This is a genomic window from Nocardia sp. NPDC051833 (assembly GCF_040681225.1).
In the GTDB taxonomy this organism is placed as follows: domain Bacteria; phylum Actinomycetota; class Actinomycetes; order Mycobacteriales; family Mycobacteriaceae; genus Nocardia.
The window spans coordinates 558,155-580,792 of the sequence record NZ_JBFAYK010000003.1 but is presented as its reverse complement, the minus strand read 5'-3'; the positions used below and the strand labels follow the sequence as shown (position 1 = coordinate 580,792).

At 69.5% G+C, this 22,638-nt stretch carries 21 protein-coding genes; 6 read left to right on the top strand and 15 right to left on the bottom strand.

From position 1 onward, the window contains the following. Positions 1-135: 135 nt before the first annotated feature. Positions 136-2,718 carry an ATP-dependent Clp protease ATP-binding subunit gene (locus tag AB0L91_RS27290; protein WP_365014884.1) on the top strand — a complete coding sequence of 861 codons (2,583 nt, stop codon included), beginning with the start codon at positions 136-138 and terminating at the stop codon, positions 2,716-2,718. Positions 2,719-2,772: 54 nt separating this feature from the next. Here AB0L91_RS27290 and AB0L91_RS27285 read toward each other — a convergent pair whose 3' ends face one another. The 4 genes from AB0L91_RS27285 to AB0L91_RS27270 all read right to left on the bottom strand — a co-directional run bounded on the left by AB0L91_RS27285 (position 2,773) and on the right by AB0L91_RS27270 (position 6,921). Next, positions 2,773-3,165: a hypothetical protein gene (locus AB0L91_RS27285; RefSeq protein WP_365014881.1), complete on the bottom strand. Its 393-nt coding sequence runs from the start codon at positions 3,163-3,165 to the stop codon at positions 2,773-2,775. 120 nt (positions 3,166-3,285) lie between these two features. Then, positions 3,286-4,080, bottom strand: coding sequence for a carbohydrate-binding protein (locus AB0L91_RS27280; protein WP_365014878.1), 795 nt, complete (start codon positions 4,078-4,080; stop codon positions 3,286-3,288). A gap of 445 nt (positions 4,081-4,525) precedes the next feature. After that, on the bottom strand, positions 4,526-5,242 hold the full coding sequence (locus AB0L91_RS27275; protein ID WP_365014875.1) for an N-acetylmuramoyl-L-alanine amidase: 717 nt from the start codon (positions 5,240-5,242) through the stop codon (positions 4,526-4,528). A 440-nt stretch (positions 5,243-5,682) separates the two neighbouring features. Beyond that, on the bottom strand, positions 5,683-6,921 hold the full coding sequence (locus AB0L91_RS27270) for a cytochrome P450 (RefSeq protein WP_365014872.1): 1,239 nt from the start codon (positions 6,919-6,921) through the stop codon (positions 5,683-5,685). Positions 6,922-7,121: 200 nt separating this feature from the next. On the opposite strand from AB0L91_RS27270, the gene AB0L91_RS27265 reads away from it, so the two are divergent. Further along, complete coding sequence (locus AB0L91_RS27265) at positions 7,122-7,670, top strand: helix-turn-helix domain-containing protein (RefSeq protein ID WP_357349873.1); 549 nt, start codon at positions 7,122-7,124, stop codon at positions 7,668-7,670. A gap of 4 nt (positions 7,671-7,674) precedes the next feature. Here AB0L91_RS27265 and AB0L91_RS27260 read toward each other — a convergent pair whose 3' ends face one another. The 5 genes from AB0L91_RS27260 to AB0L91_RS27240 are packed head-to-tail and all read right to left on the bottom strand — an operon-like array spanning position 7,675 to position 11,583. Further along, positions 7,675-8,880 (bottom strand): cytochrome P450, encoded by a 1,206-nt coding sequence (locus AB0L91_RS27260; RefSeq protein WP_365014869.1) that lies wholly within the window; start codon positions 8,878-8,880, stop codon positions 7,675-7,677. Then, positions 8,877-9,479, bottom strand: coding sequence for an ATP/GTP-binding protein (locus AB0L91_RS27255; protein WP_355281946.1), 603 nt, complete (start codon positions 9,477-9,479; stop codon positions 8,877-8,879). The genes AB0L91_RS27260 and AB0L91_RS27255 overlap by 4 nt, the downstream gene beginning before the upstream one ends. Continuing rightward, a complete protein-coding gene (locus tag AB0L91_RS27250; protein WP_218717406.1) occupies positions 9,454-9,804 on the bottom strand; it encodes a DUF742 domain-containing protein in 351 nt (116 codons plus the stop codon). Before AB0L91_RS27250 ends, AB0L91_RS27255 begins: the two co-directional genes overlap by 26 nt. Continuing rightward, positions 9,804-10,214: a roadblock/LC7 domain-containing protein gene (locus tag AB0L91_RS27245; protein WP_355281944.1), complete on the bottom strand. Its 411-nt coding sequence runs from the start codon at positions 10,212-10,214 to the stop codon at positions 9,804-9,806. Before AB0L91_RS27245 ends, AB0L91_RS27250 begins: the two co-directional genes overlap by 1 nt. After that, a complete protein-coding gene (locus AB0L91_RS27240) occupies positions 10,192-11,583 on the bottom strand; it encodes a sensor histidine kinase (RefSeq protein ID WP_365014865.1) in 1,392 nt (463 codons plus the stop codon). Before AB0L91_RS27240 ends, AB0L91_RS27245 begins: the two co-directional genes overlap by 23 nt. A 283-nt stretch (positions 11,584-11,866) precedes the next feature. Here AB0L91_RS27240 and AB0L91_RS27235 point away from each other — a divergent pair, with 283 nt between their 5' ends. From AB0L91_RS27235 to AB0L91_RS27225, 3 genes are all read left to right on the top strand, one after another. Further along, positions 11,867-12,298: an SRPBCC family protein gene (locus AB0L91_RS27235; protein ID WP_355281939.1), complete on the top strand. Its 432-nt coding sequence runs from the start codon at positions 11,867-11,869 to the stop codon at positions 12,296-12,298. A 122-nt stretch (positions 12,299-12,420) separates the two neighbouring features. Continuing rightward, entirely contained in the window at positions 12,421-13,353 is a 933-nt protein-coding gene (locus AB0L91_RS27230; RefSeq protein WP_365014861.1) for a family 2A encapsulin nanocompartment shell protein, read from the top strand. Further along, positions 13,325-15,013 carry a family 2A encapsulin nanocompartment cargo protein cysteine desulfurase gene (locus AB0L91_RS27225; protein ID WP_365014858.1) on the top strand — a complete coding sequence of 563 codons (1,689 nt, stop codon included), beginning with the start codon at positions 13,325-13,327 and terminating at the stop codon, positions 15,011-15,013. The genes AB0L91_RS27230 and AB0L91_RS27225 overlap by 29 nt, the downstream gene beginning before the upstream one ends. 57 nt (positions 15,014-15,070) lie before the next feature. Here AB0L91_RS27225 and AB0L91_RS27220 read toward each other — a convergent pair whose 3' ends face one another. Together AB0L91_RS27220 and dapA are read right to left on the bottom strand one after the other, a co-directional pair. Further along, positions 15,071-16,597 carry a DHA2 family efflux MFS transporter permease subunit gene (locus AB0L91_RS27220; protein ID WP_357349886.1) on the bottom strand — a complete coding sequence of 509 codons (1,527 nt, stop codon included), beginning with the start codon at positions 16,595-16,597 and terminating at the stop codon, positions 15,071-15,073. A 62-nt stretch (positions 16,598-16,659) separates the two neighbouring features. Beyond that, positions 16,660-17,553: a 4-hydroxy-tetrahydrodipicolinate synthase gene (dapA, locus tag AB0L91_RS27215; RefSeq protein WP_365014855.1), complete on the bottom strand. Its 894-nt coding sequence runs from the start codon at positions 17,551-17,553 to the stop codon at positions 16,660-16,662. 70 nt (positions 17,554-17,623) lie between these two features. On the opposite strand from dapA, the gene AB0L91_RS27210 reads away from it, so the two are divergent. Beyond that, positions 17,624-18,517, top strand: a complete 894-nt coding sequence (locus AB0L91_RS27210) for a LysR family transcriptional regulator (RefSeq protein ID WP_365014852.1) — start codon at positions 17,624-17,626, stop codon at positions 18,515-18,517. 62 nt (positions 18,518-18,579) lie between these two features. Here the strand turns inward: AB0L91_RS27210 and AB0L91_RS27205 are convergent, their stop codons facing one another. The 4 genes from AB0L91_RS27205 to AB0L91_RS27190 all read right to left on the bottom strand — a co-directional run bounded on the left by AB0L91_RS27205 (position 18,580) and on the right by AB0L91_RS27190 (position 22,482). Continuing rightward, complete coding sequence (locus AB0L91_RS27205; protein WP_365014851.1) at positions 18,580-19,497, bottom strand: ABC transporter substrate-binding protein; 918 nt, start codon at positions 19,495-19,497, stop codon at positions 18,580-18,582. Positions 19,498-19,528: 31 nt separating this feature from the next. After that, positions 19,529-20,968: an MFS transporter gene (locus tag AB0L91_RS27200; protein WP_365014849.1), complete on the bottom strand. Its 1,440-nt coding sequence runs from the start codon at positions 20,966-20,968 to the stop codon at positions 19,529-19,531. Between the two features lie 180 nt (positions 20,969-21,148). Then, positions 21,149-21,760 (bottom strand): GntR family transcriptional regulator, encoded by a 612-nt coding sequence (locus AB0L91_RS27195; protein WP_365015294.1) that lies wholly within the window; start codon positions 21,758-21,760, stop codon positions 21,149-21,151. Next, positions 21,760-22,482 carry a GntR family transcriptional regulator gene (locus tag AB0L91_RS27190; RefSeq protein ID WP_355281914.1) on the bottom strand — a complete coding sequence of 241 codons (723 nt, stop codon included), beginning with the start codon at positions 22,480-22,482 and terminating at the stop codon, positions 21,760-21,762. The genes AB0L91_RS27195 and AB0L91_RS27190 overlap by 1 nt, the downstream gene beginning before the upstream one ends. Positions 22,483-22,638 lie beyond the last annotated feature (156 nt).

The window sequence follows — 22,638 nt, the reverse complement described above, 5'->3', positions numbered from 1 at the left end:
ACCCCACGACATTGCAGATGTGAAACTGTCCAATCGCTTGCACCCCATCCGAGGATGCCGAAGTATTGCTAGCAGTACCGACCCGATCTGCATGAGTCGCCGCGCGAGCGGCACGACGAGCGAAGAGGTGTGGACATGACAGCCAGCTGGCCAGGTAGTTCGATGAACTCGTTCGATGACATCTTCCAGCGATTCTTCGGCCCCGGGATGTCGGCCAAGCCCCCCGTGCAGCGCATCGACCTGGGCAGACTGATGACCGACAATGCCAAGTTGCTCATCGGTTCGGCGCGCGAGGCGGCCCAGGAATGGGGCAATCCGGAGATCACGCCCGAGCATCTGCTCTACGCCGCCACCGAATCCGAGCCGGGCCGCAGCATCGTCGCCGAGCTCAGCCTCGACCCCGACCAGGTTGCCGAGCAGATGCAGGACTTCCTCGACACCGGTTCGCCCAGCGAGAACGAACTCGCCGACATCACCCTGAGCCCCGGCACCAAGATGGCGCTGCGCGCCGCCCAGCGCCAGGCCGCCCAGTCCGGCAGCAGCTACATCGGCCCCGAGCACATCCTGCTCGGTATCGCCTCGCTTCCGGACTCGGTGGCCGCGCAGGCGCTGATGGCTGGCATCGCCGCCACCCAGAGCGGCAACTCCTCGGGTCCAGCCACCACGGGCGCGCCCACCAAGCGGCAGCAGCAGACCGACACGCCGACGCTGGACGAGTACGGCCGCGATCTCACCGCGGAGGCCCGCGAAGGTCTCGTCGACCCGGTGGTCGGGCGGGCCGAGGAGATCGAGCAGACGATCGAGATCCTCTCGCGGCGGCGCAAGAACAATCCGGTGCTGATCGGTGACCCCGGTGTCGGCAAGACCGCCATCGTGGAGGGCCTGGCGCAGCGGATCGTCAACAACGATGTGCCGTCCACGCTCGCCGACCGCCGGGTCATCGCGCTCGATGTCGGGACGCTGGTGGCGGGCAGCAAGTATCGCGGCGAGTTCGAGGAGCGGCTCACCAAGATCCTCGACGAGGTCCGCGCGCACAAGGACGAACTGATCGTCTTCATCGACGAACTGCACACCATCGTCGGCGCCGGTGGCGGCGGCGAGGGCTCGATGGACGCGGGCAATCTGCTCAAGCCAGCGCTCGCCCGCGGTGAACTGCACGTCGTTGGCGCGACCACCATCGACGAATACCGCAAGTACATCGAGAAGGACGCGGCGCTGGAGCGCCGGTTCCAGCCGGTGATGGTGTCGGAGCCCTCGGTCGAGGACACCATCGAGATCCTGCGCGGCCTGGCCGACGTCTACGAGGAGCACCACCAGGTGCGCTACTCCGACGAGTCGCTGGTCGCGGCGGCCCAGCTCTCCGACCGCTACATCACCGATCGGTTCATGCCCGACAAGGCGATCGATCTGATCGACCAGGCGGGCGCGCGGGTCCGGCTGCGCTCGGGCACCCCCGATCCGGAGGTGAAGGCCAGGGACGAGGCGATCGCGCGGCTGTACCGGGAGAAGGACGCCGCCGTCGACAACGAGGACTACGAGAAGGCCAACGCCATCAAGGCCGATATCGCGGCCAAGGAGGAGGAGCTCGAGGAATCCGGGGTCCGCTCCGGCGAGCCCGAGGTGGCGGTCGTCGACATCGCCGAGGTGATCTCCCGGCAGACCGGCATCCCCGTCGCCGACCTGACCGCCGAGGAGAAGCAGCGCCTGCTCCAGCTCGAGGACGTCCTGCACAAGCGGGTGATCGGGCAGGACGAGGCGATCGTCGCGGTGGCCGAGGCGGTGCGCCGGGCCAGGGCCGGGCTCAAGGATCCGAACCGGCCGATCGGCTCGTTCCTGTTCCTCGGCCCGACCGGTGTCGGCAAGACCGAACTCGCGAAAGCCCTGGCGGAGGCCGTCTTCGGCGACGAGGACCGGCTGATCCGGTTCGACATGAGCGAGTTCCAGGAGAAGCACACGGTCTCCCGGCTCGTCGGCGCGCCGCCCGGATACGTCGGCTACGACGACGCCGCCCAGCTCACCGACAAGGTGCGCAGGCAGCCGTACTCGGTGATCCTGTTCGACGAGGTCGAGAAGGCGCACCCCGATGTGTTCAACGTGCTGCTGCAACTGCTCGACGACGGCCGGGTCACCGATTCCAAGGGCCGCACCGTCGATTTCAAGAACACCATCGTGATCATGACCTCCAACATCGGCTCCGACCTGATCCTGAAGGCACCCAAGGGCGATCTGGATTCGATCGTGCCCGAGCTCGAAGAGCGGCTGCGCGGGCACTTCCGGCCCGAGTTCCTCAACCGCATCGACGAGCAGATCGTGTTCCATCGGCTGGACAAGACGCAGCTGGAACGGATCGTGAACCTGATCCTGGACAAGACCCGGCGCATGCTCGCGGCCCAGGACATCGGGCTCGAGATCAGCGACTCGGCGGTGGACTGGCTGGGCGATCGCGGGTTCCAGCCCGAGTTCGGCGCCCGGCCGCTGCGGCGCACGGTGCAGAAGGAGCTCGACAACCGGATCTCGCGGCTGCTGCTCGACGGCGGGATGGATCCGGGGGCGACGGTGCTGGTCGACACCGCCGGTGACGATCTCGTCGTCACCGCCCAGGCCCCGGCGAACACCGCGGATACCAACGGATCGGCCCCGAAGCAGCAGGCCGCGAAGCCCGCCAAGAAGTCGGCGAAGAAGGGCGGGGACAAGAAGCTCGCCTCGTCGAAGAAGTAGCGGAGACGACGATGGCCCGGTCCGTGCGGACCGGGCCATCGTCGGTGTCGCGGGTCAGCCGCCGGTGACCACGCAGGATTCCCCGAAGCGGTAGCCCTTGCCGACGTGCACGTCGGCGCCGCGGCCGACCCCGCCCTGCAGGGCCGCCAGGCTGTGCGGACCGCCGCCGGCCGGGATCCAGTCGATGCTGGCGGTGCCGTCGAGCGGAACGACCACGGCCAGCAGCACGCCGTTGTCGTAGAAGGAGACAGGTTCGAGGTCGACGCTGAGCCGGGCCACCAGATGATGGGTGCAGCCGGTGCCGTAATTGGTTGCCAGCCCGAAGCTGAGTCCGGGATCGACCGTCAATTGCGAGACCACCGCCGAGGCGGACGGGGAACCGACCGTCATGGCCAGCAACGCTGTCCCGGTGGCCGCGATGGCGAAGGCTAATTTCCTGTCACTCATATCTCACGTCCTTGTGCTGCGGGGCCGGCCGAACGCGAGGCCGGCGAGTCGAGGTCAATCCTCACCCCATCGCGTGACCGATGGTGGGAGAACACACGAAACGTTTCCCGGCCCGGGCCGCTATATGCGCGACCAGAGCGCGGGGGTGTTCGGCGGCGTCCAATTCGGGTCGTGCACGGTGTGCGCCTGCCTGCAGCTGTAGGTGACGCCCTGGTAGGTGACCTTGTCACCGATCGCGTAGGTGGCGCCCTGCCGCCACGCCGACGCGGCCGGGGCCGTGGTGGTCGGGTGCTGATGGGTGGTCGTAGCGGGCGGTGTCGTGGTGGCCGGGGGTGTGGTCGTCGTGGCGGGCGGGGTCGTCGTCGGGGGTTTCGTCGTGGTGGCGGGCGGCGTGGTCGTGGTCGGTTTCGGGGTGGTCGTGGTCGGCGTTCCGCCACCACCGCCGCCGATCTCGAGGTCGACGCAGCTGTAGAAGGCGGCCGCGGTATCACCGATATTCCAGACCGCGCGCAATTTCTGGCGGCCGGAATACTGCGACAGGTCGAGGGTGTGGCTGACCTCCATGGGCGGCTGCTCGTTGCGGCCGTCGATCACCGCGATCCGGGTGTCTCCGAGGAAGTATTCCCAATTCAGGGTGCGGTGATTGGCGGTGTTCTTCCAGGTGAAGGTGGTGCGCCCGGAGACTTTCTGGGGAACCCAGCCGAGACTGTCGTCGTCGAGTTCGGGATATTTGTTCGCGCTGCAATTCTTCAGCCCTTTCGGACCTTCGACACTCTGCGGTTCGTATTTCACCGCACCGCAGGAAACGAGTCCGCGGGCACATTGTTCCTGCCTGCTGGCCGGTCCGGCGACCCAGCCGTGGGCTTCGGCGTTCACGGCGGGGACCAGCAGGGTGACGAGGGGTGTCAGGGCCATGGCTCCGGCGACGGACAGAATTCGGCTTCGCACTATCAATACTCCTAGGAAACGCACACGGAGGACGGCAGGGGCCGGCGTGCCATCCGGGGGGAAACATTTCGAGCGATGTCACGAACACTTCGATATCGAACTGTGACAGGGACAGTAGGGCGGCGAAGATCACCCGTCAAGCATCGGAATAGCGAAAAATACGGCTACTCACCGGTATTCGCCACCGTTGTTCACACGGTGCGAATACGACGAATGTTCCGAGTTTCGAACCAACCGGTTCGCATCAGCGGCAAGCAGTCGGCTAACAGTCCAGCTCCGGGGTTTCCGGATGTTTGCCGAATGTTGCCGGAATGACATCCAGTTGACAACAAGGACGCTTACCGAGAGCAGCACGCTGCACCGCCGAACGGGACCGGCGAACGTTGCGCGACTTCCTCGAAATTCGTCCGGCTCAGCCGAGGAAGGCCAGGATCCCGGCGGTGATGAGTTCGGCGTAGCGGGCCCGGCCCGCCGGTGTCTCGATGAGTTCGGCGTCGATATCGGAGCGCATGTTGCCGCATTCGACCAGGGCGGACGGACGCTGCGCGAGATTGAGACCGGCGAGGTCGGCCCGCGGGTCGAGCCCGGCCGCGCCGACATAGGTGGACGGCACCGCGCCACCGCGCACCATCGCGTCCCGCAGGGCGGTCGCCAGTCGCACGCCCGCGTCGGCCTGCACCGGATTCAGCGGCGGGTCCGAGTAGGCGATGTGGAAACCGTGCGCGCCCGCGCCGGTATTGCCGTCGGCGTGGATGGAGACCACCGCGTCGGCCACCGCGTCGTTACCGATCGCCGCGCGCCGGTCGACACACGGTCCGACGCCGGTGTCGTCGTCGCGGGTCAGGATCACCCGCACGCCCCGGGCGACGAGCGCGTCGCGCACCCGCTGGGTGACATCCCAGGTGAACTCGTGCTCGGTGTACCCACTCGCCGCAGCGGTCCCGGTGGTGTTGCACGCCTTGACACCACCCCGACCATCGGGCACCCGCGCGTCGATCTGCGCGAGGTGCGCGGCATTGCCGCCGTTGTGCCCGGGATCGAGGACGACCGTCCGGCCCGCGACCGGCGGTACGACCGACGACACCGGCGAGGCGGATGGAACCGCCTGAGCGGAGACGGATTTCGTCACGGACTCCACTGTCGCCGGAGCAGCCGTGGGCCCCGGGGTGGTGGTGCACCCGGCGAACAGCATGGTGGCAGGGAGCAGGCAGACAGGCAGGAGAAGCGTGGTGCGCACCCCGCCACCGTGCCACACCGCTATCGCCGGACACCGGTCACCTCCACCACGGACATCCGGCGTTGCACCCGCCCTCTGTTGCGGGGCATCCGGCGCAGCCCCGCCCGCCCATCACGGCACACCCGGCCCACCCACCGTCGCAGGGCTATCCAGCGCAGCACCCGCCCGCCCGCCACGGCGACAGCCGGCCCGGACACCCACCCAGCCGCCGCCACGCCGGGCACCCGGCGTCATGCCCGCCCTCCGCTGCAGGGACCCGGCGTAGTGCCCGGCCGTCGCCGTGCGTCCGGGCGGGTGCTGCACTGGATCACCCGCTACGGGTGACCGGTCCATCAGCGGAGGACCACCCGCAGCGGCAAGCTCGCGTGTCGGCGGACGAACAGGCTCGGTACCCAGCGTGGTGGCGCGCCCTCGACCAGGGTGAACCGTTCGGTGCGTTCGAGCAGCAGGGTGATGGCGGCGGTGGCTTCGAGCCGGGCCAGGGCGGAGCCGATGCAGAAGTGCGCGCCCGCGCCGAAGGCCGCGTGCGCGCGGCCGCGTGGGCGGGCCGGGTCGACGACGTCCGGCGTCGCGAACATGGCCGGATCGCGATTGGCTGCGCCCCACAGCAGGAGCAGGTGGCTGCCCGCGGGCAGGGCCACTCCCGCCAGTTCGGTGTCGGCGACGACGTGCCGATGGTGTCCGCGGAAGGGCGATTCCACCCGCAGGGCCTCGTCCAGGAAGGCGGGGATCAGCCCGGGGCGGTCGCGCAGGGTGTCCTGCAGGTCCAGGTCGGTGGCCAGCAGGCGGGCCGCCGAGGCGATCAGGCCCGCGGTCGACTCGCCGCCCGCACCGATCAGCTGGACCACGATCAGCACGGCCTGCTGTTCGTCGATCCGGCCCGCCGCCACGGCTGCGGCGAGCACATCGATCAGCGCCTCCGGAACCTCCGGCGCGTCGGCCCGTGCGATCGCCGCGTTCACCGCGAGGTAGGCGTAGTGGGCCAGTTCGGCGGCCGAGGTGACGAGGTCGGTCATTCGGCCGTCGGCGACGACGCCGCCCAGCATCTCGGTGGAGTCGTAGGCCAAGGCCAGCAATCGCGGCACGTCGGCGCGGGGGAATCCGACGAGTTCGGCGATCAGCGCCAGTGGCAGCCGGTCGGCCATGCCGCTCGCCCAGTCGATCCGGTCACCGTCGAGTTCCTCCGCCCACAGCTGTTCGGTGAGCTCGGTGACCACCGGCCCCAGCGTCCGGACCCGCTTGGCCAGGGCGGGGCCGACGACGCCGCGATGCGCGGCATGCACCGCGCCGTCCGCGGTCGCGAGCACGTGCACGGCCTGCCCGGTGGCATCGAGGTCGAAGGTGACCGGCGCCGCGCCCGGCTGGGCGACGAGCACGGCGGTCAGATGCGAGGAGAAGTCCTGGGTCCGCGCGGTCGCCTCGGTGACGGCGGCCCACGACGCGACCAGGAAGAAGTCGGTGCCGGGCACCCGATACACCGGCGCGTGCTCGCGCAGCGCCGCGTAGAGCGGGTACGGGTCGTCGAGTACTGCCGCGTCGAAGAGATCGATCGCCCCGAGGTCCGTGGTCATCGTCGCCGCCTTTCCTGATCAGGTTGTCGGCGCTCACGGTCCCCCGGGGTGACGAGAGGGTCAACAACCGTCTCGTGATGAGACAGATGGTCTCAAGAGCCGAGCAGCAGACGATTCCCGAAAATGAGGTTCTGCCTGGGAGGAATGAGGTAGACAGATTGCCGAAACCGTCTCACATCGAGACGCCGAAGGAGACCAGGATGAGCACCGACTGGCTGGCGGGCGGCGACCGCCGCGCGGTCGCGATCGACCGGATCGAACGTGCCGCGCTCACCCTGTTCCTCGACCGCGGCATCGACGCGGTCACCGCCGACGACATCGCCGCGGCGGCGGGCTGCTCGCGCGCCACGATGTACCGCCACGTCGGCGGGAAGCCACGCCTGGTCCGCGCGGTCATGGTCCGGGCGGCGGGCACCGTCGCCGCGCGCGTCGAGGCCGCGGTCGCTCAGGTCCCAGCAGGCCGACGCCCGGTCGAGGCGATCCTGGCCGCGGTCGCGGCGATCCGCGCCGATCCCGTGCTGCGGCAATGGCTGGTCCGGCACCGCTCCCCCGACACCGACGAAGTCCTCGCCGACGCGCCGGAACTGGGCCGGATCGCGACCGCGCTCACCCACATCGCCCCCGACGACGCGGCCGCGGGCTGGATCGTGCGGGTGGTGCTCTCGCTGCTCACCTGGCCGCTGCCCGACGCCGCGGCCGAACGGCAGCTGGTCGAACGGTTCGTCGGCCCGGCCCTGCGCCCGCGCTAGCGGATCAGGGCAGCGGCAGCGGCGGCGTCTGCGGGAACTCGACCGGCAGGGCCGCCAGCGAACGATGGAACGGGCCGGGTCGCCACACCAGGTCCTCGGCGGGCACGGCCAGGCGCAATTCCGGCAGGGCGTCGAGCAATTGGTCGATCGCGTCCTGCACGATCAGGTACGCCACCGACTTGGCCGGGCACCCGTGCGGGCCCGCGCTCCACGCCAGATGCGCCCGGTTGTCGACCACATCGCGCCCGGCGATGGCCGGATCGTTGTTGCAGGCCGACATGCTGATCACGACCGGTTCATTGGCGGGCAGCCACATCTCGTCGACCAGGATCGGCTGGCGCGGATAGGTCATGCAGAAGTTCGCCAGCGGCGGGTCGGTGAACAGCACCTCGTCGAGCGCGTCGCGGGTGGACAGGCTCCCGCCCAGGACGTTGCCCGCGAAGCGGTCGTCGGTGAGCATCAGCCGCAGCGTGTTGACCACCAGGTTCAGCATCGGCTCGATGCCGGCGCCGTAGAGCACCAGCAGCTGATGCACCATCTCCTCGTCGGTGAGCGCGGCCGGGTGGTGCAGCAGCCGGGTGGCGACATCGTCACCCGGCTCGCGCTGGCGCAGCGCGACCAGGTCGGTCAGCGCGGAGGCGAGCAGGTTGTTGCCCGCCTCGGCGTCGTCGCCCTCGAAGATCTGCGCCATGCCGGTGGCCACCTGCTGACCGATCTCGGGCGTACAGCCCAGCATCGAGTTCAGCGCCTGGAACACCAGCGGAAACGCGTACTGGCTCAGCAGGTCCGCCGAGCCGGTCGAGCAGAAGCTGTTGATCAGCGGGATCGCGAACTGCTCGATCGTGGCGTGCATCGCGTACAGGTCGACGCCCGCGATCCCGGCGACATTGGCCTGCCGGTATCGGACGTGTTCGGCACCGGTGGTGCGCAGCGCGGCCGGGCGGAACTGCAGCATCGGCAGTACCGGGCAGTCCTGCGGGATGTTGCGCTGCCACATCCGCGGGTCGGCCGGGAAGTGCTCGGGATCGTTGAGGATCCGCACCGCCGCGTGATAGCCGATGACCAGGGTGGCGTGGATCCCCGGCGACAGCTCCACCGGCACCACCGACCCGAATCGGCGCCGCATCTCCCGGTAGGCCGCCTGGGGATCGGCGGCGAACTCGGGGGCGTACATCGGGACCCGCTCGGCCGCCGCGAGGTCGACCGTCATGACGCTGTTGCTTCCTGCCGCTGGAACAGATACTCCGCCAGCGTGATCAGCGCGCGCAGACCGTGGTCGCGGCGCCGGGCGTCGACCGCGACGACCGGCGTCTCCGGCGACAGGTCGAGCGCTTCACGCACTTCCTCGAGCGGGTAGCGGCGGAAGCCCTCGAACTCGTTGACCGCCACCGCGTACGGCACCCCACGCTGTTCCAGCGCGGAGAGCACGTCGTCGGCCTTCTCGATGCGGCGGGTGTCGACGAGCACCAGCGCGCCGAGCGCACCGCGGGCCAGTTCCTCCCACAGCGGGGCGAAGCGCTCCTGGCCCGGCGTGCCGAACAGGTACAGCGCCAGTTGCGGATTCAGGGTGAGCCTGCCGAAATCCAGGGCGACGGTGGTCTGCACCTTGCTGCCGAGCCCGGCCATGTCGTCGACGCCGATGCTGGCCTCGGTGATGGTCTCCTCGGTGCGCAGCGGCCGGATCTCCGACACCCCGCACACGAAAGTCGTCTTGCCGACCCCGAAGTTGCCCGCGACCAGGATCTTCACCGATCGGGTCACGGTCTCCGCGACGTAGTCGACCTCACCCCGCGATGGCACGGAGACCATGCAGCACCTCCTTGATCAACGCGAGTTCCGGCTTCACCTCGGCCGGAGTCGGGCACTGTAGATGACCGCTGTCGAGCAGATCGGACACGATGATCTTCACGACCGACGCGGGCAGATCCAGATACGCCGACAGCTCCGCGATCGAGAGCGCACCGCGGCGGCTGGTGAGCGCGAGAACCCGGCGCTCGTCGGGACGGTGATCGGGTCGCGCGTCGGCGACCGAGCGGACCAGGGTCACCAGGTCCAGTTCATGGGCGGCCCGAACCCGGCCGCCGGTGCGCACATACGATCTGACCAGGTCGGGATCGCGCCTGCCCCGGCTCATTACCTGCCACCGTGCCGCGGCGCGCTGCCGATCTCGTGGCCGACGCGCGAGGCGAGCTCGTTCATCCGGTGCGCCACCAGCGCGACGTCCACGTCGGCGGTGGTGGCGACGCCTAGCAGGGCGCCCGCACCGGCGGCGGTGATCATGATCATGCCCTCGTCGTACTCGGTCATGTTCTGGCGCACGGTGTTCGCGGGACCACCGCAGAACTCGCCGAGCGCCTTGCCGAGCGAGCGCAGGCCCGAGGCTGCCGCGGCGAAGCGCTCGGCGTCGTCCTTGGCCACGCCCCGGGAGTGCGCGATTCGCAGGCCGTCGTCGGAGAGCAGCACCGCGAAGCGGACGCCGGGGATCTCCAGGTCCTCGAGCAGCCATGCCAATCGGTTCGTGCTATCGGCTACCGGTGTGCTCATCGGCGGTTCCTTCCGTGGTTCGCTCGGCCGCAGCGAGGCGACCGCTGCGGGAGCCGCTGTGCCAGGCAGCGGCGAGGTCGGGGCGAGCCTGCCCCGCGTCGTCGGCGGGCACTCCCGCCGAATCCGGCGCGACCGGCCTGCGGCGGCGCTTGGGTAGTCCCCCACTGGTGATCTCGTGTACCTCCGCGTGCGGCGCGTCGACCTCGACCAGCGTCGGCACCGGCACCGGAAGGTGCGCGGGCGCGGCGAGTTCCGGCTCCGGCAGCCGCGGCGCGGCACCGCTGACCAGCAGCGCCGACGGCACGTAGACCATCGCCCGCATGCCACCGAAGATGTTCGGCCCGTCGACGTGGACGGAGAACCCGTAGCGCCGCGCGAGGGCCGCGATACCGGGGAAACCGACCTTCGGCGCGGGACCGAGATCGTGGATGTCGACGGCGCGTTCGCCGCTGAGCACCTGTCGCGCGTCCTCGAGCTGCTCCGGGCTCATCCGCATGCCCGCGTCGTCGATGATGACGGTGACGCCGTGATGCCCCTCCTGGAACCCGACCTCGACGAACGACGACGGCGGCGAATACCGCAGCGCGTTGTCCAGCAGCGTGGCCAGGGTGTGCACCAGCGGTTCGACCGCACGGCTGATCACCACCCGGTCGGACTGCCCCGAACGCACCCGCAGGTATTCCCGCACGCGTCCGGTGGCGCCACCGGCCACGTCGGTCAGCGACTGCTGCGGCCAGCGCCTGCCGGGCAGACCACCGGAGACGATCACGTAGGACTGCGCCTGCCGGATCATCTGCTGCACGGTGTGGTCGATCCTGGTCAGCGTCTCGTAGATCGCGTCGTCGCGGTGCTCGCGCAGCGCCGCGCTCACCACCTGGCCGAGATCGGTGCCCAGGCTCACCACGGAGGTACCGAACGAGCGCACCGCGGCGCTGGTTGCGGCCCGCGAGGTGGCCGACAGATCCGCGCGCGCGGATTCCTGCGCGGCCTGCACCTCGCTGGTGCGCCGCTGCTCGCCGTAGCGCTCGACCATCGCCCTGGTCTCCTCGGTGACCACCCGCAGGTCCTCCGCGTGACCGGTGGCGATCATCTGCAGCACCTGGCCGACCTGCGTCTCCTGCAGTTCGGCGGGCAGCTCGATGGCGACCACGGGGATCTCGTGCCTGCGCACGGCCGCGGTGATCCCCGGGAGCGTCGTCTGCGCGAGCTGGATCAGCGCGTTCTCACACGCGACCCGCTCGCGGATGGCGGCGTCGGCCCGTAGTCGCTGCTGGCGCTCGTTGCGCATGGCGAAGACCGTCACGGCCAGCGCGAGCAGTAACAGCGGCGCTCCGATGACGAGTAACAGCACCGCGATTCCTGAGTTCATCAGATCTTTCGTCGTCGTCGACCACACCACGCCCTGGCCGGTGGGCCCTCACCGGCCCGCCCGGGAGGCATTCGCCCGGGAGCGCGGTGGCTTCGGATATCCGATCGACACGCCCCGCTTCCAGCGACCCGCACACAGTAGCAGCACCATGATCGACTCCGGCGCGGATCGTCCTGTCCGGCATCAGAATTCCCGCACGTCCAGCTGGGCAGTTGATCTATTCTGGTTTGCTATGCCGCGATCCGGTCGAGGCGGAACCTCGGGTACCGGATACCATCCGGGCGTGGCGAAACTGAAGCTCTCCGTCGATGTCCCCGTCCCGCCGGACCAGGCGTGGGCGCACGCTTCCGACCTCCCCGCGCTCGGCGACTGGCTGACCATCCACGAGGCGTGGCGCGGCACCCTGCCCGACGATCTCACCCCGGGCACGGTGCTCATCGGCATCGCGCGGGTGAAGGGATTCCGCAACAAGGTCACCTGGACCGTACGCACCGCCGAGCCCCCGCGCCGGCTCGCGCTCACCGGTGCGGGCATCGGCGGCACCAAGTTCGGGCTGGCCATGCTGGTCGAGCCGAAGGGCAGCGGCTCGAAGGTGAGTGTCGACATCGACCTCGGCGGCGCGCCCCTGTTCGGCCCGATCGGCTCGGCCGTGGCCAAGGCGCTGCGCGGCGACATCGAACGCTCGCTCGAGGCATTTGTGAAGCTTTACGGTTGAGATCGCGTTTCCGCGTGTGAACAGCGGTCGGACACGGGCGTTCCGGCGCGACAGGCGATCCCGGCGGAGTTAGGCTGACTCCGCCGGTTAACCGTCGATTTGCCTATACGCAAGGTGGTTCGATGACCAACGCTGTACCGCGCCCGGTAGCCCTCGGCGATGTCGCCGCCCGGACACTGGCCAACGCGACCAAGACCGTCCCCCAGATGGAGTCGATCACTCCACGGTGGCTGGTCCATCTCCTCAACTGGGTACCGGTCGAGGCCGGTATCTACCGACGCAACCGCGTCACGCACGAACAGACCGTCGATATCCAGTGCGACAACTTCGACGAGTCGCCCCTGCCGGAGACCTTCATCGACTACGAGAAGGAACCGCGCGAGTACCGCCTCAAGGCCGTCAACACGATTCTCGACGTGCACACCCGGGTCTCGGACCTGTATTCGAGCCCGCACGATCAGATCGCTCAGCAGTTGCGGCTGACCATCGAGGCGATCAAAGAGCACCAGGAGGGCGAGCTGATCAACAGCCCCGACTACGGGCTGATCGCCAATACCGTGCAGCGCCAGCGCATCACGACGCTGGCCGGGCCACCCACCCCCGACGACCTGGACAATCTGATCACCAAGGTCTGGAAGGAACCCGGCTTCTTCCTCACGCATCCGCAGGGTATCGCCGCCTTCGGCCGGGAATGCACCCGGCGCGGGGTGCCGCCGCCGACGGTCAGTCTGTTCGGCTCCCAATTCATCACGTGGCGCGGGATTCCGATCATTCCGTCGGACAAGGTGCCCGTGGTGGACGGCAAGACATCGTTCCTGCTGATCCGCACCGGCGAATCCCGCCAGGGTGTGGTGGGGCTGTATCAGCCGGGGCTGGCCGGAGAGCAGGGGCCGGGCCTGTCGGTGAAGTTCATGGGCATCGATCGCAGCGCCATCGCCTCGTACCTGGTGTCGCTGTATTGCTCGCTGACCATCCTGACCGACGACGCGGTGGCCCTGCTCGAGGGTGCCGAGGTGGACAAGTTCCATGACTACGCCCCGTCCTACCGGGCCTGAGGCTGGCGGCGGCGACGGACTCCCGGACGAGGCGACGCTCGCGCGCCTCGCCGGCGAGCTCTTCGCCGCGCTGCCGACCGGAGCGGCGGGCACACCGGGAGTGTCGCTGCTGCAACCGGACGCGCCGGTCACGCCACCCGCGCCCGCCACGAAGGCACCGCCGGTCTTCCAGCCCGCACCACCGGTGGGGGCCTCGGGAAGTTCGGTGCCCGGCGGTCCGACCACCGCGCCCGCGGTGCCGGGCTGGGGCGCCGAGCACGCCCCGTCGAGCCCGCCGGCGCGGGCCGACACCGTGCACGTCGATCCGTTCCTCGCGGTGCTGCCGTCGTTGCGCGACATCCTGTCGCCGCCGCGTGCTCCGGTGGCACCGGCCCCGCCCGGCGCGCCGTCGTTCTATTTCCTCGACGGCGGGCCGGTCCCGCCGGTCGCGGCCGATCCGCATCCGGCGTTCGACGTGCACGCCGTGCGCGCCGACTTCCCGATCCTGGCCGAGCGGGTCAACGGGCATCAGCTGGTGTGGTTCGACAATGCCGCCACCACGCAGAAGCCACGCGCGGTCATCGATCGGCTGGCGTCGTTCTACGCGCACGAGAACTCCAACATCCACCGGGCGGCACACGAATTGGCGGCCCGGTCGACCGATGCCTACGAGCAGGCGCGCGAGACCGTCGCCCGCTTCCTCGGCGCGGGGTCGCCGGCGGAGATCGTGTTCGTGCGCGGCGCGACCGAGGGCATCAACCTGATCGCCCAGACCTGGGGTCGCAAGAACCTGCGCGCGGGCGACGAGATCCTGATCTCGCACCTCGAGCACCACGCGAACATCGTGCCGTGGCAGTTGCTGGCCGCGGAGACGGGCGCGCGGATCCAGGTGATCCCGGTCGACGATCGCGGTCAGCTGCTGCTCGACGAGTACACCCGGTTGCTCACCGACCGCACGAAACTGGTGTCGGTGACGCAGGTGTCCAACGCGCTGGGCACCATCACCCCGGTGCGCGAGCTGACCGCCCAGGCCCGCCGGGTCGGGGCCACGGTGCTGATCGACGGCGCGCAGTCGGTGCCGCACACCCCGATCGATGTGCGCGACATCGACGCCGATTTCTTCGTGTTCTCCGGGCACAAACTGTTCGGGCCCACCGGAATCGGCGCCGTCTACGGCAAGTCCGCGGTGCTCGAGGACATGCCGCCGTGGCAGGGCGGCGGCAATATGATCGCCGACGTCACGCTGGAACGCTCCACGTTCCAGCCACCACCGGGCCGGTTCGAGGCGGGTACCGGCAATATCGCCGACGCGGTCGGCCTCGCCACGGCGATCGATTACGTCTCGCGCATCGGCATGGACGTCATCGGCCGCTACGAACACGAACTGCTCGCCTACGCGACCCCGCTGGTCGCGGCGGTGCCGGGCGCCCGGCTCATCGGGACCGCGGCGGAGAAGGCGAGCGTGCTCTCGTTCGTCATCGAGGGATGCGATCCCGCCGACATCGGCAGGGCGCTCAACGAACGCGGCATCGCGGTGCGGGCCGGGCATCACTGCGCGCAGCCGATCCTGCGCAGGCTCGGTGTGGAGGCGACGGTGCGGCCGTCGTTCGCCTTCTACAACACCGTCGACGAGATCGATCGGATGGTGCGGGTCCTGCACGAGATCGCCGGTCGGCGCTGAAATACCGCGAAAGCCCGGGGGGAACACCGTGTTCCCCCCGGGCTTTCGCGGGTCGGGTCAGACCATGATCGACGCTTCGGCGTCGACCGGGGCGTCCGGTTTGGTGCGCGGCAGGAAGAACGCCGGGATCAGGGTCAGGCCGGCGAGGATCACCGCGACCCAATAGGTGTGGCTGAACGCCTCGGCGGCCAGGTCCAGGCCCTGCTGGATCAGCTCGGGCGGGAACTGCGCCGCGAGTTCGGGCTTGGCGTTGGAGGCGATGCCGATCTTCGTCGCCGGGTGGTCGTTGAGCTGGGCGGCCAGCACCACCGACATCGTCGCGGTGCCGATCGAGGCCGCGGTCTGGTTGATGATGTTCATCAACGTCGAGCCGCGCGCCACCTGGGCGTGCGAGAGCGTCTGGATGGCGGCCGTCATCACCGGCATCATGGTGCAGCCCATGCCCAGACCCATCACGAACAGCGCGCCGCCGATCATCAGGTAGGACGTGTCGGCCTCGAGCTGGGTGAAGCCGGCCAGGCCGACGGTGATGAAGGTGATGCCGAACAGCACGATCTTGCCGGGACCGATCTTGTCGACGAGGAAGCCGGCGATCGGCATCGTCAGCATGGCGCCGATGCCCTGCGGGGCCATGAGCAGACCGGAGTCGAACGCCGTCTCACCGCGCACCTGCTGCAGGTAGTTGGGCAGCAGGAAGCCCGCGCCGAAGAACGCCGTCGCGAACAGCGACATGGTCAGCACCGAGAAGCGCAGCGACGGGTTGCGGAACAGGCGCAGGTCGATCAGCGGATGCTCGGTGCGCAGCGCGTGGAACACGAACGCCACCAGCAGGACCGCGCCGATGATCGCGGGGACGAGTACGCGCGCGGCGAGCACCGTGCCCTTCTCCGGGATGGAGGAGACGCCGAACAGGAACAGGGCCAGGCCGGGCGAGGCCAGCAGCATGCCGAGGAAGTCGAACGATTCCGAGGGCTTGGGCTTGTCGGGCGCGAACACGATGTAGGCCAGGACCAGCGCGACCAGGCCCAGCGGCAGGTTGATCAGGAAGATCCAGTGCCAGCTGAAGGAGTCGATCAGCCAGCCGCCGAGGATGGGGCCGCAGATCGGGCCGAGCAGCATGGGCACACCCAGGACCGCCATCACCCGGCCGATCCGCTGCGGGCCCGCGGCGTGGGTCATGATCGTCATGCCCAGCGGCATGAGCATGCCGCCGCCGATGCCCTGGATGACGCGGAAGGCCACCAGCGATTCGATACTCCACGCCATCGAGCACAGCACCGACCCGATGATGAAGAAGGACAGTGCCGCCATATAGAGGCGTTTGGTGCCGAAGCGGTCGGCGGCCCAGCCCGTCATCGGGATGACCGAGGCCAGGGCCAGGGTGTAGCCGGTCATGGTCCAGGCGACGACCTCGACGGAGGCGTTGAAATCCGCCATGAACGTCGGAATCGCCACGGTGACCACGGTGATGTCGAGAATCGACATCACCGCGCCGAGCACGACTACGCCCGCCACTTTGAGTACGGCGGCGTCCAGCTTGTCGGAGGTGGGATCGGCGGCGCCGATATCCGGAGGTTTCGTCACCGCTTGAGCCTGGCACCTTTCGCTCCCGAAGACCAGTGAAATTTACTGTTCGTGATCTCGGGTCACACCGGCGTCACCGCCGCCGCCTCCGCCGCCCGCAGCGCCGCGATCGTGGACTCGGGCGAAGCGGACAGCAGCGGCAGCCGGACAGCCGCGCTGGGGATCAGGCCCCGGTCGGCGAGCACCGCTTTGATCACCGTCGGATTGGGTTCGGCGAACAGCGCGGCGCCGAGCGCGTCGAGGCGATGCCCGAGCGCGCGGCCCCGGGCGACGTCACCGGCGAGCCAGGCGGCGATCAGCTCCGCGTAGGCGGCGGGCGCGATATTGGCCGCCGCGAGGATGCCGCCGCGCGCGCCGAGCGCGAGCAGGGCCGAGGCGAAGCGGTCGTCGCCGCACAGCACCGTCGTCGTCTCCCCCGCCCGCGCCAGCAATTCGACGCTGGCCGCGTCGACACCGCCGACGGAGTGCTTGAACCCGGCGACATTCGGAATGCCGGCGAGCCGCACGAGCGTGTCACCGCCGAGCGGGCGCGCGGTGCGATAGGGCACGTCGTAGACGTAGAGCGGCGCCGGGCTGGCGGCCGCCAGCGCCGTGAAGTGCGCGATCACGCCCTCCTCGCTGGGCCGCACGTAGTACGGCACCACCGCGAGCACGCCCGCGATCGGCTGCCGCAGCGCGCCGACCGCCCGGACCGAGTCGGCGGTGGCGTTGCCGCCCGCGCAGACGATCAGCGGTGCGTCCCGCTCGGCGCAGACGCCGGCGCAGCGATCGAGGACCAGCTCCCGTTCCTCGGCCGTGAGGGCCGACGGCTCGGCGGTGGTGCCCAGGGCGACGAGCCCGGTCGCGCCGGCGTCGAGCACCCGGTGGGCGTGCTGTTCCAGGGCGGTGAGCGCGAGCTCGCCGTCGGCGGTGAACGGGGTGATCATGGGGACGAACAGTCCCTGCAGCGATGTCATGGGTCCATCGTCGGGCCACGAATACATCAGGTCCAGTTCACGTTCCTGACGACAAACGTAAGCTGAGCTGATGCTGGATGTCCGCAAACTCCGCCTCCTGCGCGAACTCGCTCATCGCGGCACCATCGCCGCGGTCGCCGACGCGCTCAGCTACACGCCGTCGGCGGTGTCCCAGCAGCTCACCGCGCTCGAACGCGAGGCGGGCGTCCCCCTGCTCGAACGCACGGGGCGACGCGTCCTGCTCACCCCCGCGGCACATCTGCTCGTCGGCCACACCGAGACGGTGCTGGCCGCCCTCGAACGCGCCGATGCCGAATTGGCCTGTGCCCGAGACGAACTCGTCGGCACCCTGCGTATCGGCGCCTTCCCCACGGCCGCCCGCACCCTGCTCTCCCCCGCCCTGGTCACCCTGAGCACCGACCATCCGCGCCTGGAACTCACGGTGACCGAGATCGACCCCGCCGAGGTCCCCGACGCCCTGCGCGCCGGCACCCTCGACATCGCCCTCACCCACGACTACGACCTGGTGCCCGCCACCCCCGACGCGGCCCTGCGCACCGAGCCCTTGCACTCCGAGACGGTCCACCTCGCCACGCGCGCCCCGGCTCGCACACCGGATCCGCTCCGCGCTCAGGTCGAATCTCCGTGGATCGCGGGCACTCCCGGCACGCTGTGTCATACCGTCACGCTGCGCGTCTGTCAGGCCGCGGGCTTCACCCCGCGCATCCGCCATCACGCCGACGATTTCACCACCGTGCTGGCACTGGTCGCGGCGGGCGCGGGTGCCGCGATCGTTCCCGCGATGGCCCTGCACTCCCCGCCCGCCGCGATCACGCTGACCCCCTTGCCGATCCGGCGCCACACCTATCTGGCCCACCGCAACGGCACCGATGCACACCCGGCGGTCCAGGCCGCGCGAACGGCATTGCGCGCCGCCGCGGATCGCACCCACCCGGGCGGCTGAGCACGGGGTTGCCGAACGGCGGGGGCCGTCGCCGGACCAGGCGCGGCCCCCGCCGGGTGGGGTCAGCGGGGCGAGCCGGTCAGCGCGATGCTGTCCACGATGCCGGTCTCGATCAGGTCGGCGAAGGGCGGCGCCGTGCGCACCATCCCCGCTTCCGCCAGCATCCGCATCCACCGATCGCTGGCGGCGGCGTCGATGCGGACCGTCTCCCAGGTGCGCGATGCCCGGATGCGCTCGCAGGACCGCAGCAGCGTCGACGTCGCCACCTCCGGCCAGTGGGCGGCGAGCAGCGGTTCGAGCTCGGCGACCGCCGTCGTCCGCAGGCGCCGCATGGCCAGGTCGAGGGCCGAGGTGAACCGCACGAGACGATCCGACAGTTCCTCGAACCGATCGGTGCGCAGGTAGTACACGCTGTTCGGACCCAGTCCCCCGGCTTCGGTGTAGTCGATCGCGATGACGCCGGTTCCCCTGTCCTGCAGGATCTGCGCGGTCGTCAGGTCGAGGATGATCGCGTCACCCAGACCCGCCTCGAACAGTTCGACGAACATCGGTGTCGACAGATCGCGCAGGAATTCGATGTCGGCCGGATCGACGCCGGCCTCGCGGATGAGCCCCGCGGTGAAGGCGTACGGTGCGCTGCCACCGATGCCCGGCGCCAGCACGGTCCGGCCGACCAGGTCCGCCCAGCCGAATCCGGCGTGGGTGTCGCGGACCACCAGCGCCTTGGGGAACTGGTGGTTCAGCTGAGCGAAGACGGTCAGTTCCCGTGGTGTGCCCCAGTACATTCCGGGGACCCACAGGCCGCCGAGGGCGATGTCGGCGGCACCGCTGTCCAGGTCGTCGAGGACGCCGGTCCAGGGATCCTTGGCGGTGGCGGTCACCGCCAGGTCGTGTGCGGCGAACAGACCGGTATCGGCGGCGACATACTCCGGCAGATAGTTCAGTCCGTGCGCGGTGGCGGAGATCTTCAGTTCGTCCATGATCGGGCTCCTCTGCTCGTATGGTCGGGGACTAGGCGGGGGCCGCAGCGGTTTCCCCGCTGACGATTTCCAGGGGCTTTCCGAAGGTTTCGGGGCCGAAGCGGGCGGCGATCACCAGCAGCGCGTACATCGCGGCGATCATCGCGAAAACGCCTGGGACACCGGCGATGTCGAAGAAGAACAGGGCGGGAAACGGCATCACGGCGCCCGCGACATTGCCGATCCCGTTGACCACCGAGGCGCCCATCGCGCGGACCGAGGTCGGGAACAGCTCCGGCGACCACACCGAGAGCATGGTGTTGAGCAGCATCGTGAAGAACTGGAAGATCATGCCCAGGGTCAGCAGGAGCAGCGTGGAGTTCGCGAACAGGGCGAAGGCGATCGCCGAGACGCAGCCGAGCACGGCCGCCGCCATGACGGTCACCCGGCGGGGCGCGCGTCCCGCGAGATAGCACGCGGCGCAGGCACCGAACAGGCTGCCGATGTTCATGATCATGGTGAAGGCGAGCGAATCGGTGAGCGAGTAGCCCCGCGACACCAGCAGGATCGGCATCAGGAACAGCAGGGTGACCTGCGCACCGAACGACATCCACGAGGCGGCGCCCACCGCGGCGACCCGGCGCAGATTGCGGCCCTTGAAGACTTCGGCGTACGAGGACTTGGTCTGCCGCGGGATATCGGCCTCGGTGACATAGCGAACCGTGGCGCCCGGGTGCCGCAGCCCCGCGATGCTGCCGCTCCCGAGCCGGGTGAGACTCAGATTGGCCTCGTCGATCCGCCCCTTCGACAGCAGGAAGCGCGGCGATTCGGGCAGATACCTGCGGAAGTAGACGACCAGGACCGCGGGAACGGCCAGGATCACATACGTCCAGCGCCACGAGGTGTCGTCACCGCCGAGGACACCGCCGAGCGGACCGAGCACCAGGGCGAAGAAGCCGAAGGACGCGATATTGCCGATGCCGCCGGAGGAGATGTTGAGTGTCGCCAGCAGCGACCCGCGGTGCCGGGTGGCCACCAGTTCGGCCAGGATCGCCAAGCCGACGGTGAACTCACCGCCCAGGCCGACGCCGACGACGAACCGGCTGGCCAGCAGCATCTCGTAGTCGACGGCGGCGGCACTGATCAGACCGCCGAGGGTGTAGACGAGCAGGTTGAGGCTCAGCGCGGTGCGGCGGCCCCAGCGGTCGGCGAGATAGCCGCCGACGAGCCGGCCGACCAGGCCGCCGATCACGGTCACCGTGTTGATCAGGGTGAGCTCGGCATTGCCGATGCCGAAGGCGTCTTTCAGCAGCGGGCCCATGGCGCCGGTCGAATTCTGTTCGAGCGAGTCGAAGAACAGTCCGGCCATCAGCAGGGCGATGACGACGACCTGCACCCGGCCGAAGCCGATGCGATCGAGCGCGGCGGCCAGGCCGGGGGACGCGGCGGGCGAGGAGGTGGCGGACGGAGTGTCAGAGGAGGTGAGGGACATCGCGGACTCCGGGGACGGGAGCGACACCGACAACGTTCGCATCGGCGAGCTGCCTCAGCGGCACTGGAAGCAAGCTGCCTACTTTGTATGCAATCCCGTTGACCTACACGTTTCGACCACATCTAATCACGTTAACTGATCGATATATCCCCCCAGATTGAATGCAATCTTGATCGGGACTCAGGAGGAGAACGTGCCCGCGAAGTACACGTCGTCGCGGCGCAGGTGTTCGTCCATGAGGTAACCGGCCTGCACGACAGCGCCGTTGAGGACAGCGATCGCCACCGCGCGGTGGTCACTCGCCGACACTTCCGGATTGTGGCCGAGCGCCCAGCGCACCCGCGCGTTCACATCACCGAGCAGCCTGCGCAGCTCGTCGTTGCCGGAGGCGCGCGCGATCAGATCGTGGAACGGCGATCCGGCGCCGCCGGATTCGGCGCTCTCGCCGTCCACGTAGCCGGACAGCTCGCCGGCCACCGCGCCCCCGCGATTCTCCGCGGCCAGCTGCGCCGCCAGCACTTCCATTCCCCGCCGTACCTGGAGCAATTGCCGCGCGACCGGTACCGGCGGCTCCGCGACCGTGGCACCACGATGCCGGACGATCGTCACGAAGCCCTCGGACTGCAACCGCGCCAGCGCCTCCCGCACGGGAATCCGCGACACCCCGAACCGCTGGGCCAGTGCTTCGGCGACCAGCCGCTCCCCCGCGGGCAATCGGCCCGACAGGATCTCCGCGCGCACCGCGCGCGCGATCGTCTCCCCCGACGAATCCTCCGCCGACTCCGGAATCATCACGCGCTCTTCTCGCGCTGCGAGGTCCGCTGGCGGGTGCGGGTGGCCGAGACCGGGTCGATGGCGGGCATGGACCACTGGGCCGAGAGCGCGAGGCTGGGTTCGCGGCCCGAGGCCACGTGGCGATAGGCGATCTCGGCGGCGGCGTCCGGGTCGCCCGCGGCGATGGCGGCGTAGAGGGCTTCGTGTTCCTCGCACTGGGTGCCGGGGTCGCGTTCCTTGGTGAGGTGGAACAGCCAGCGGACCCGGGATTCCAAGGGGCGCAGCAGCGAATGCAGCAGCGGGTTGCCGGAGACCTCGACGATAAGGGTGTGGAAACCGGCGTTGGCGGCGGCGATCGCGGCCTGGTCACCGGCGGCGGTGGCGCGGCGCGCGGAATCGAGCTGGTCGCGCAGCGCCGTCAGGTCGGCGGGTTCGGCGCGCTCGGCGGCCAGGCGCGCCGCGAGCACCTCCAGACTCTCGCGGACGTCGAACAGGTCGCGCACATCGGTGACCGTGAACGGCGCGACGATCGCCCCCTGCCGCGGCACGATGACGACCAGGCCCTCGCGCTCGAGCATCTGCAACGCCTCGCGCAGCGGAATCCGGGAGATCGCCAGCTCGGTCGCGAGATCGCGTTCGACCAGCCGCTGGCCGGGGCTCAGCCGCAGGTCGATGATCCGGTCGCGGAGCTCCTCATAGGCCCGATCCCGCAGCGACTTCTTCGCCGGTTCCTCCGTCACCGCATCATCCTTCCGCGCCTGCACAGCCCCCACGGTAATACCGCGAGCCGGGAGCGACCGTTTCTTACGTTTCGGTAATCCGCCCGTCATCTGCGGGCACCAGGCTGACACTTAACGGTATACCGCTAAGTGAGCGGTTCGTTCGACCAAGGAGTA

Excerpts from the sequence above, each read along its gene's own strand:
- AB0L91_RS27290 (WP_365014884.1), top strand. The coding sequence starts at position 136 with ATGACAGCCAGCTGGCCAGGTAGTTCGATGAACTCGTTCGATGACATC.
- AB0L91_RS27250 (WP_218717406.1), bottom strand. The coding sequence starts at position 9,804 with ATGAGCCGGGGCAGGCGCGATCCCGACCTGGTCAGATCGTATGTGCGC.
- AB0L91_RS27280 (WP_365014878.1), bottom strand. The coding sequence starts at position 4,080 with ATGGCCCTGACACCCCTCGTCACCCTGCTGGTCCCCGCCGTGAACGCC.
- AB0L91_RS27195 (WP_365015294.1), bottom strand. The coding sequence starts at position 21,760 with ATGATTCCGGAGTCGGCGGAGGATTCGTCGGGGGAGACGATCGCGCGC.
- AB0L91_RS27225 (WP_365014858.1), top strand. The coding sequence starts at position 13,325 with ATGACTACGCCCCGTCCTACCGGGCCTGAGGCTGGCGGCGGCGACGGA.
- AB0L91_RS27230 (WP_365014861.1), top strand. The coding sequence starts at position 12,421 with ATGACCAACGCTGTACCGCGCCCGGTAGCCCTCGGCGATGTCGCCGCC.
- AB0L91_RS27205 (WP_365014851.1), bottom strand. The coding sequence starts at position 19,497 with ATGGACGAACTGAAGATCTCCGCCACCGCGCACGGACTGAACTATCTG.
- AB0L91_RS27260 (WP_365014869.1), bottom strand. The coding sequence starts at position 8,880 with ATGACGGTCGACCTCGCGGCGGCCGAGCGGGTCCCGATGTACGCCCCC.
- AB0L91_RS27265 (WP_357349873.1), top strand. The coding sequence starts at position 7,122 with ATGAGCACCGACTGGCTGGCGGGCGGCGACCGCCGCGCGGTCGCGATC.
- AB0L91_RS27240 (WP_365014865.1), bottom strand. The coding sequence starts at position 11,583 with ATGAACTCAGGAATCGCGGTGCTGTTACTCGTCATCGGAGCGCCGCTG.
- AB0L91_RS27255 (WP_355281946.1), bottom strand. The coding sequence starts at position 9,479 with ATGGTCTCCGTGCCATCGCGGGGTGAGGTCGACTACGTCGCGGAGACC.
- AB0L91_RS27200 (WP_365014849.1), bottom strand. The coding sequence starts at position 20,968 with ATGTCCCTCACCTCCTCTGACACTCCGTCCGCCACCTCCTCGCCCGCC.
- dapA (WP_365014855.1), bottom strand. The coding sequence starts at position 17,553 with ATGACATCGCTGCAGGGACTGTTCGTCCCCATGATCACCCCGTTCACC.
- AB0L91_RS27210 (WP_365014852.1), top strand. The coding sequence starts at position 17,624 with ATGCTGGATGTCCGCAAACTCCGCCTCCTGCGCGAACTCGCTCATCGC.
- AB0L91_RS27285 (WP_365014881.1), bottom strand. The coding sequence starts at position 3,165 with ATGAGTGACAGGAAATTAGCCTTCGCCATCGCGGCCACCGGGACAGCG.
- AB0L91_RS27270 (WP_365014872.1), bottom strand. The coding sequence starts at position 6,921 with ATGACCACGGACCTCGGGGCGATCGATCTCTTCGACGCGGCAGTACTC.
- AB0L91_RS27245 (WP_355281944.1), bottom strand. The coding sequence starts at position 10,214 with ATGAGCACACCGGTAGCCGATAGCACGAACCGATTGGCATGGCTGCTC.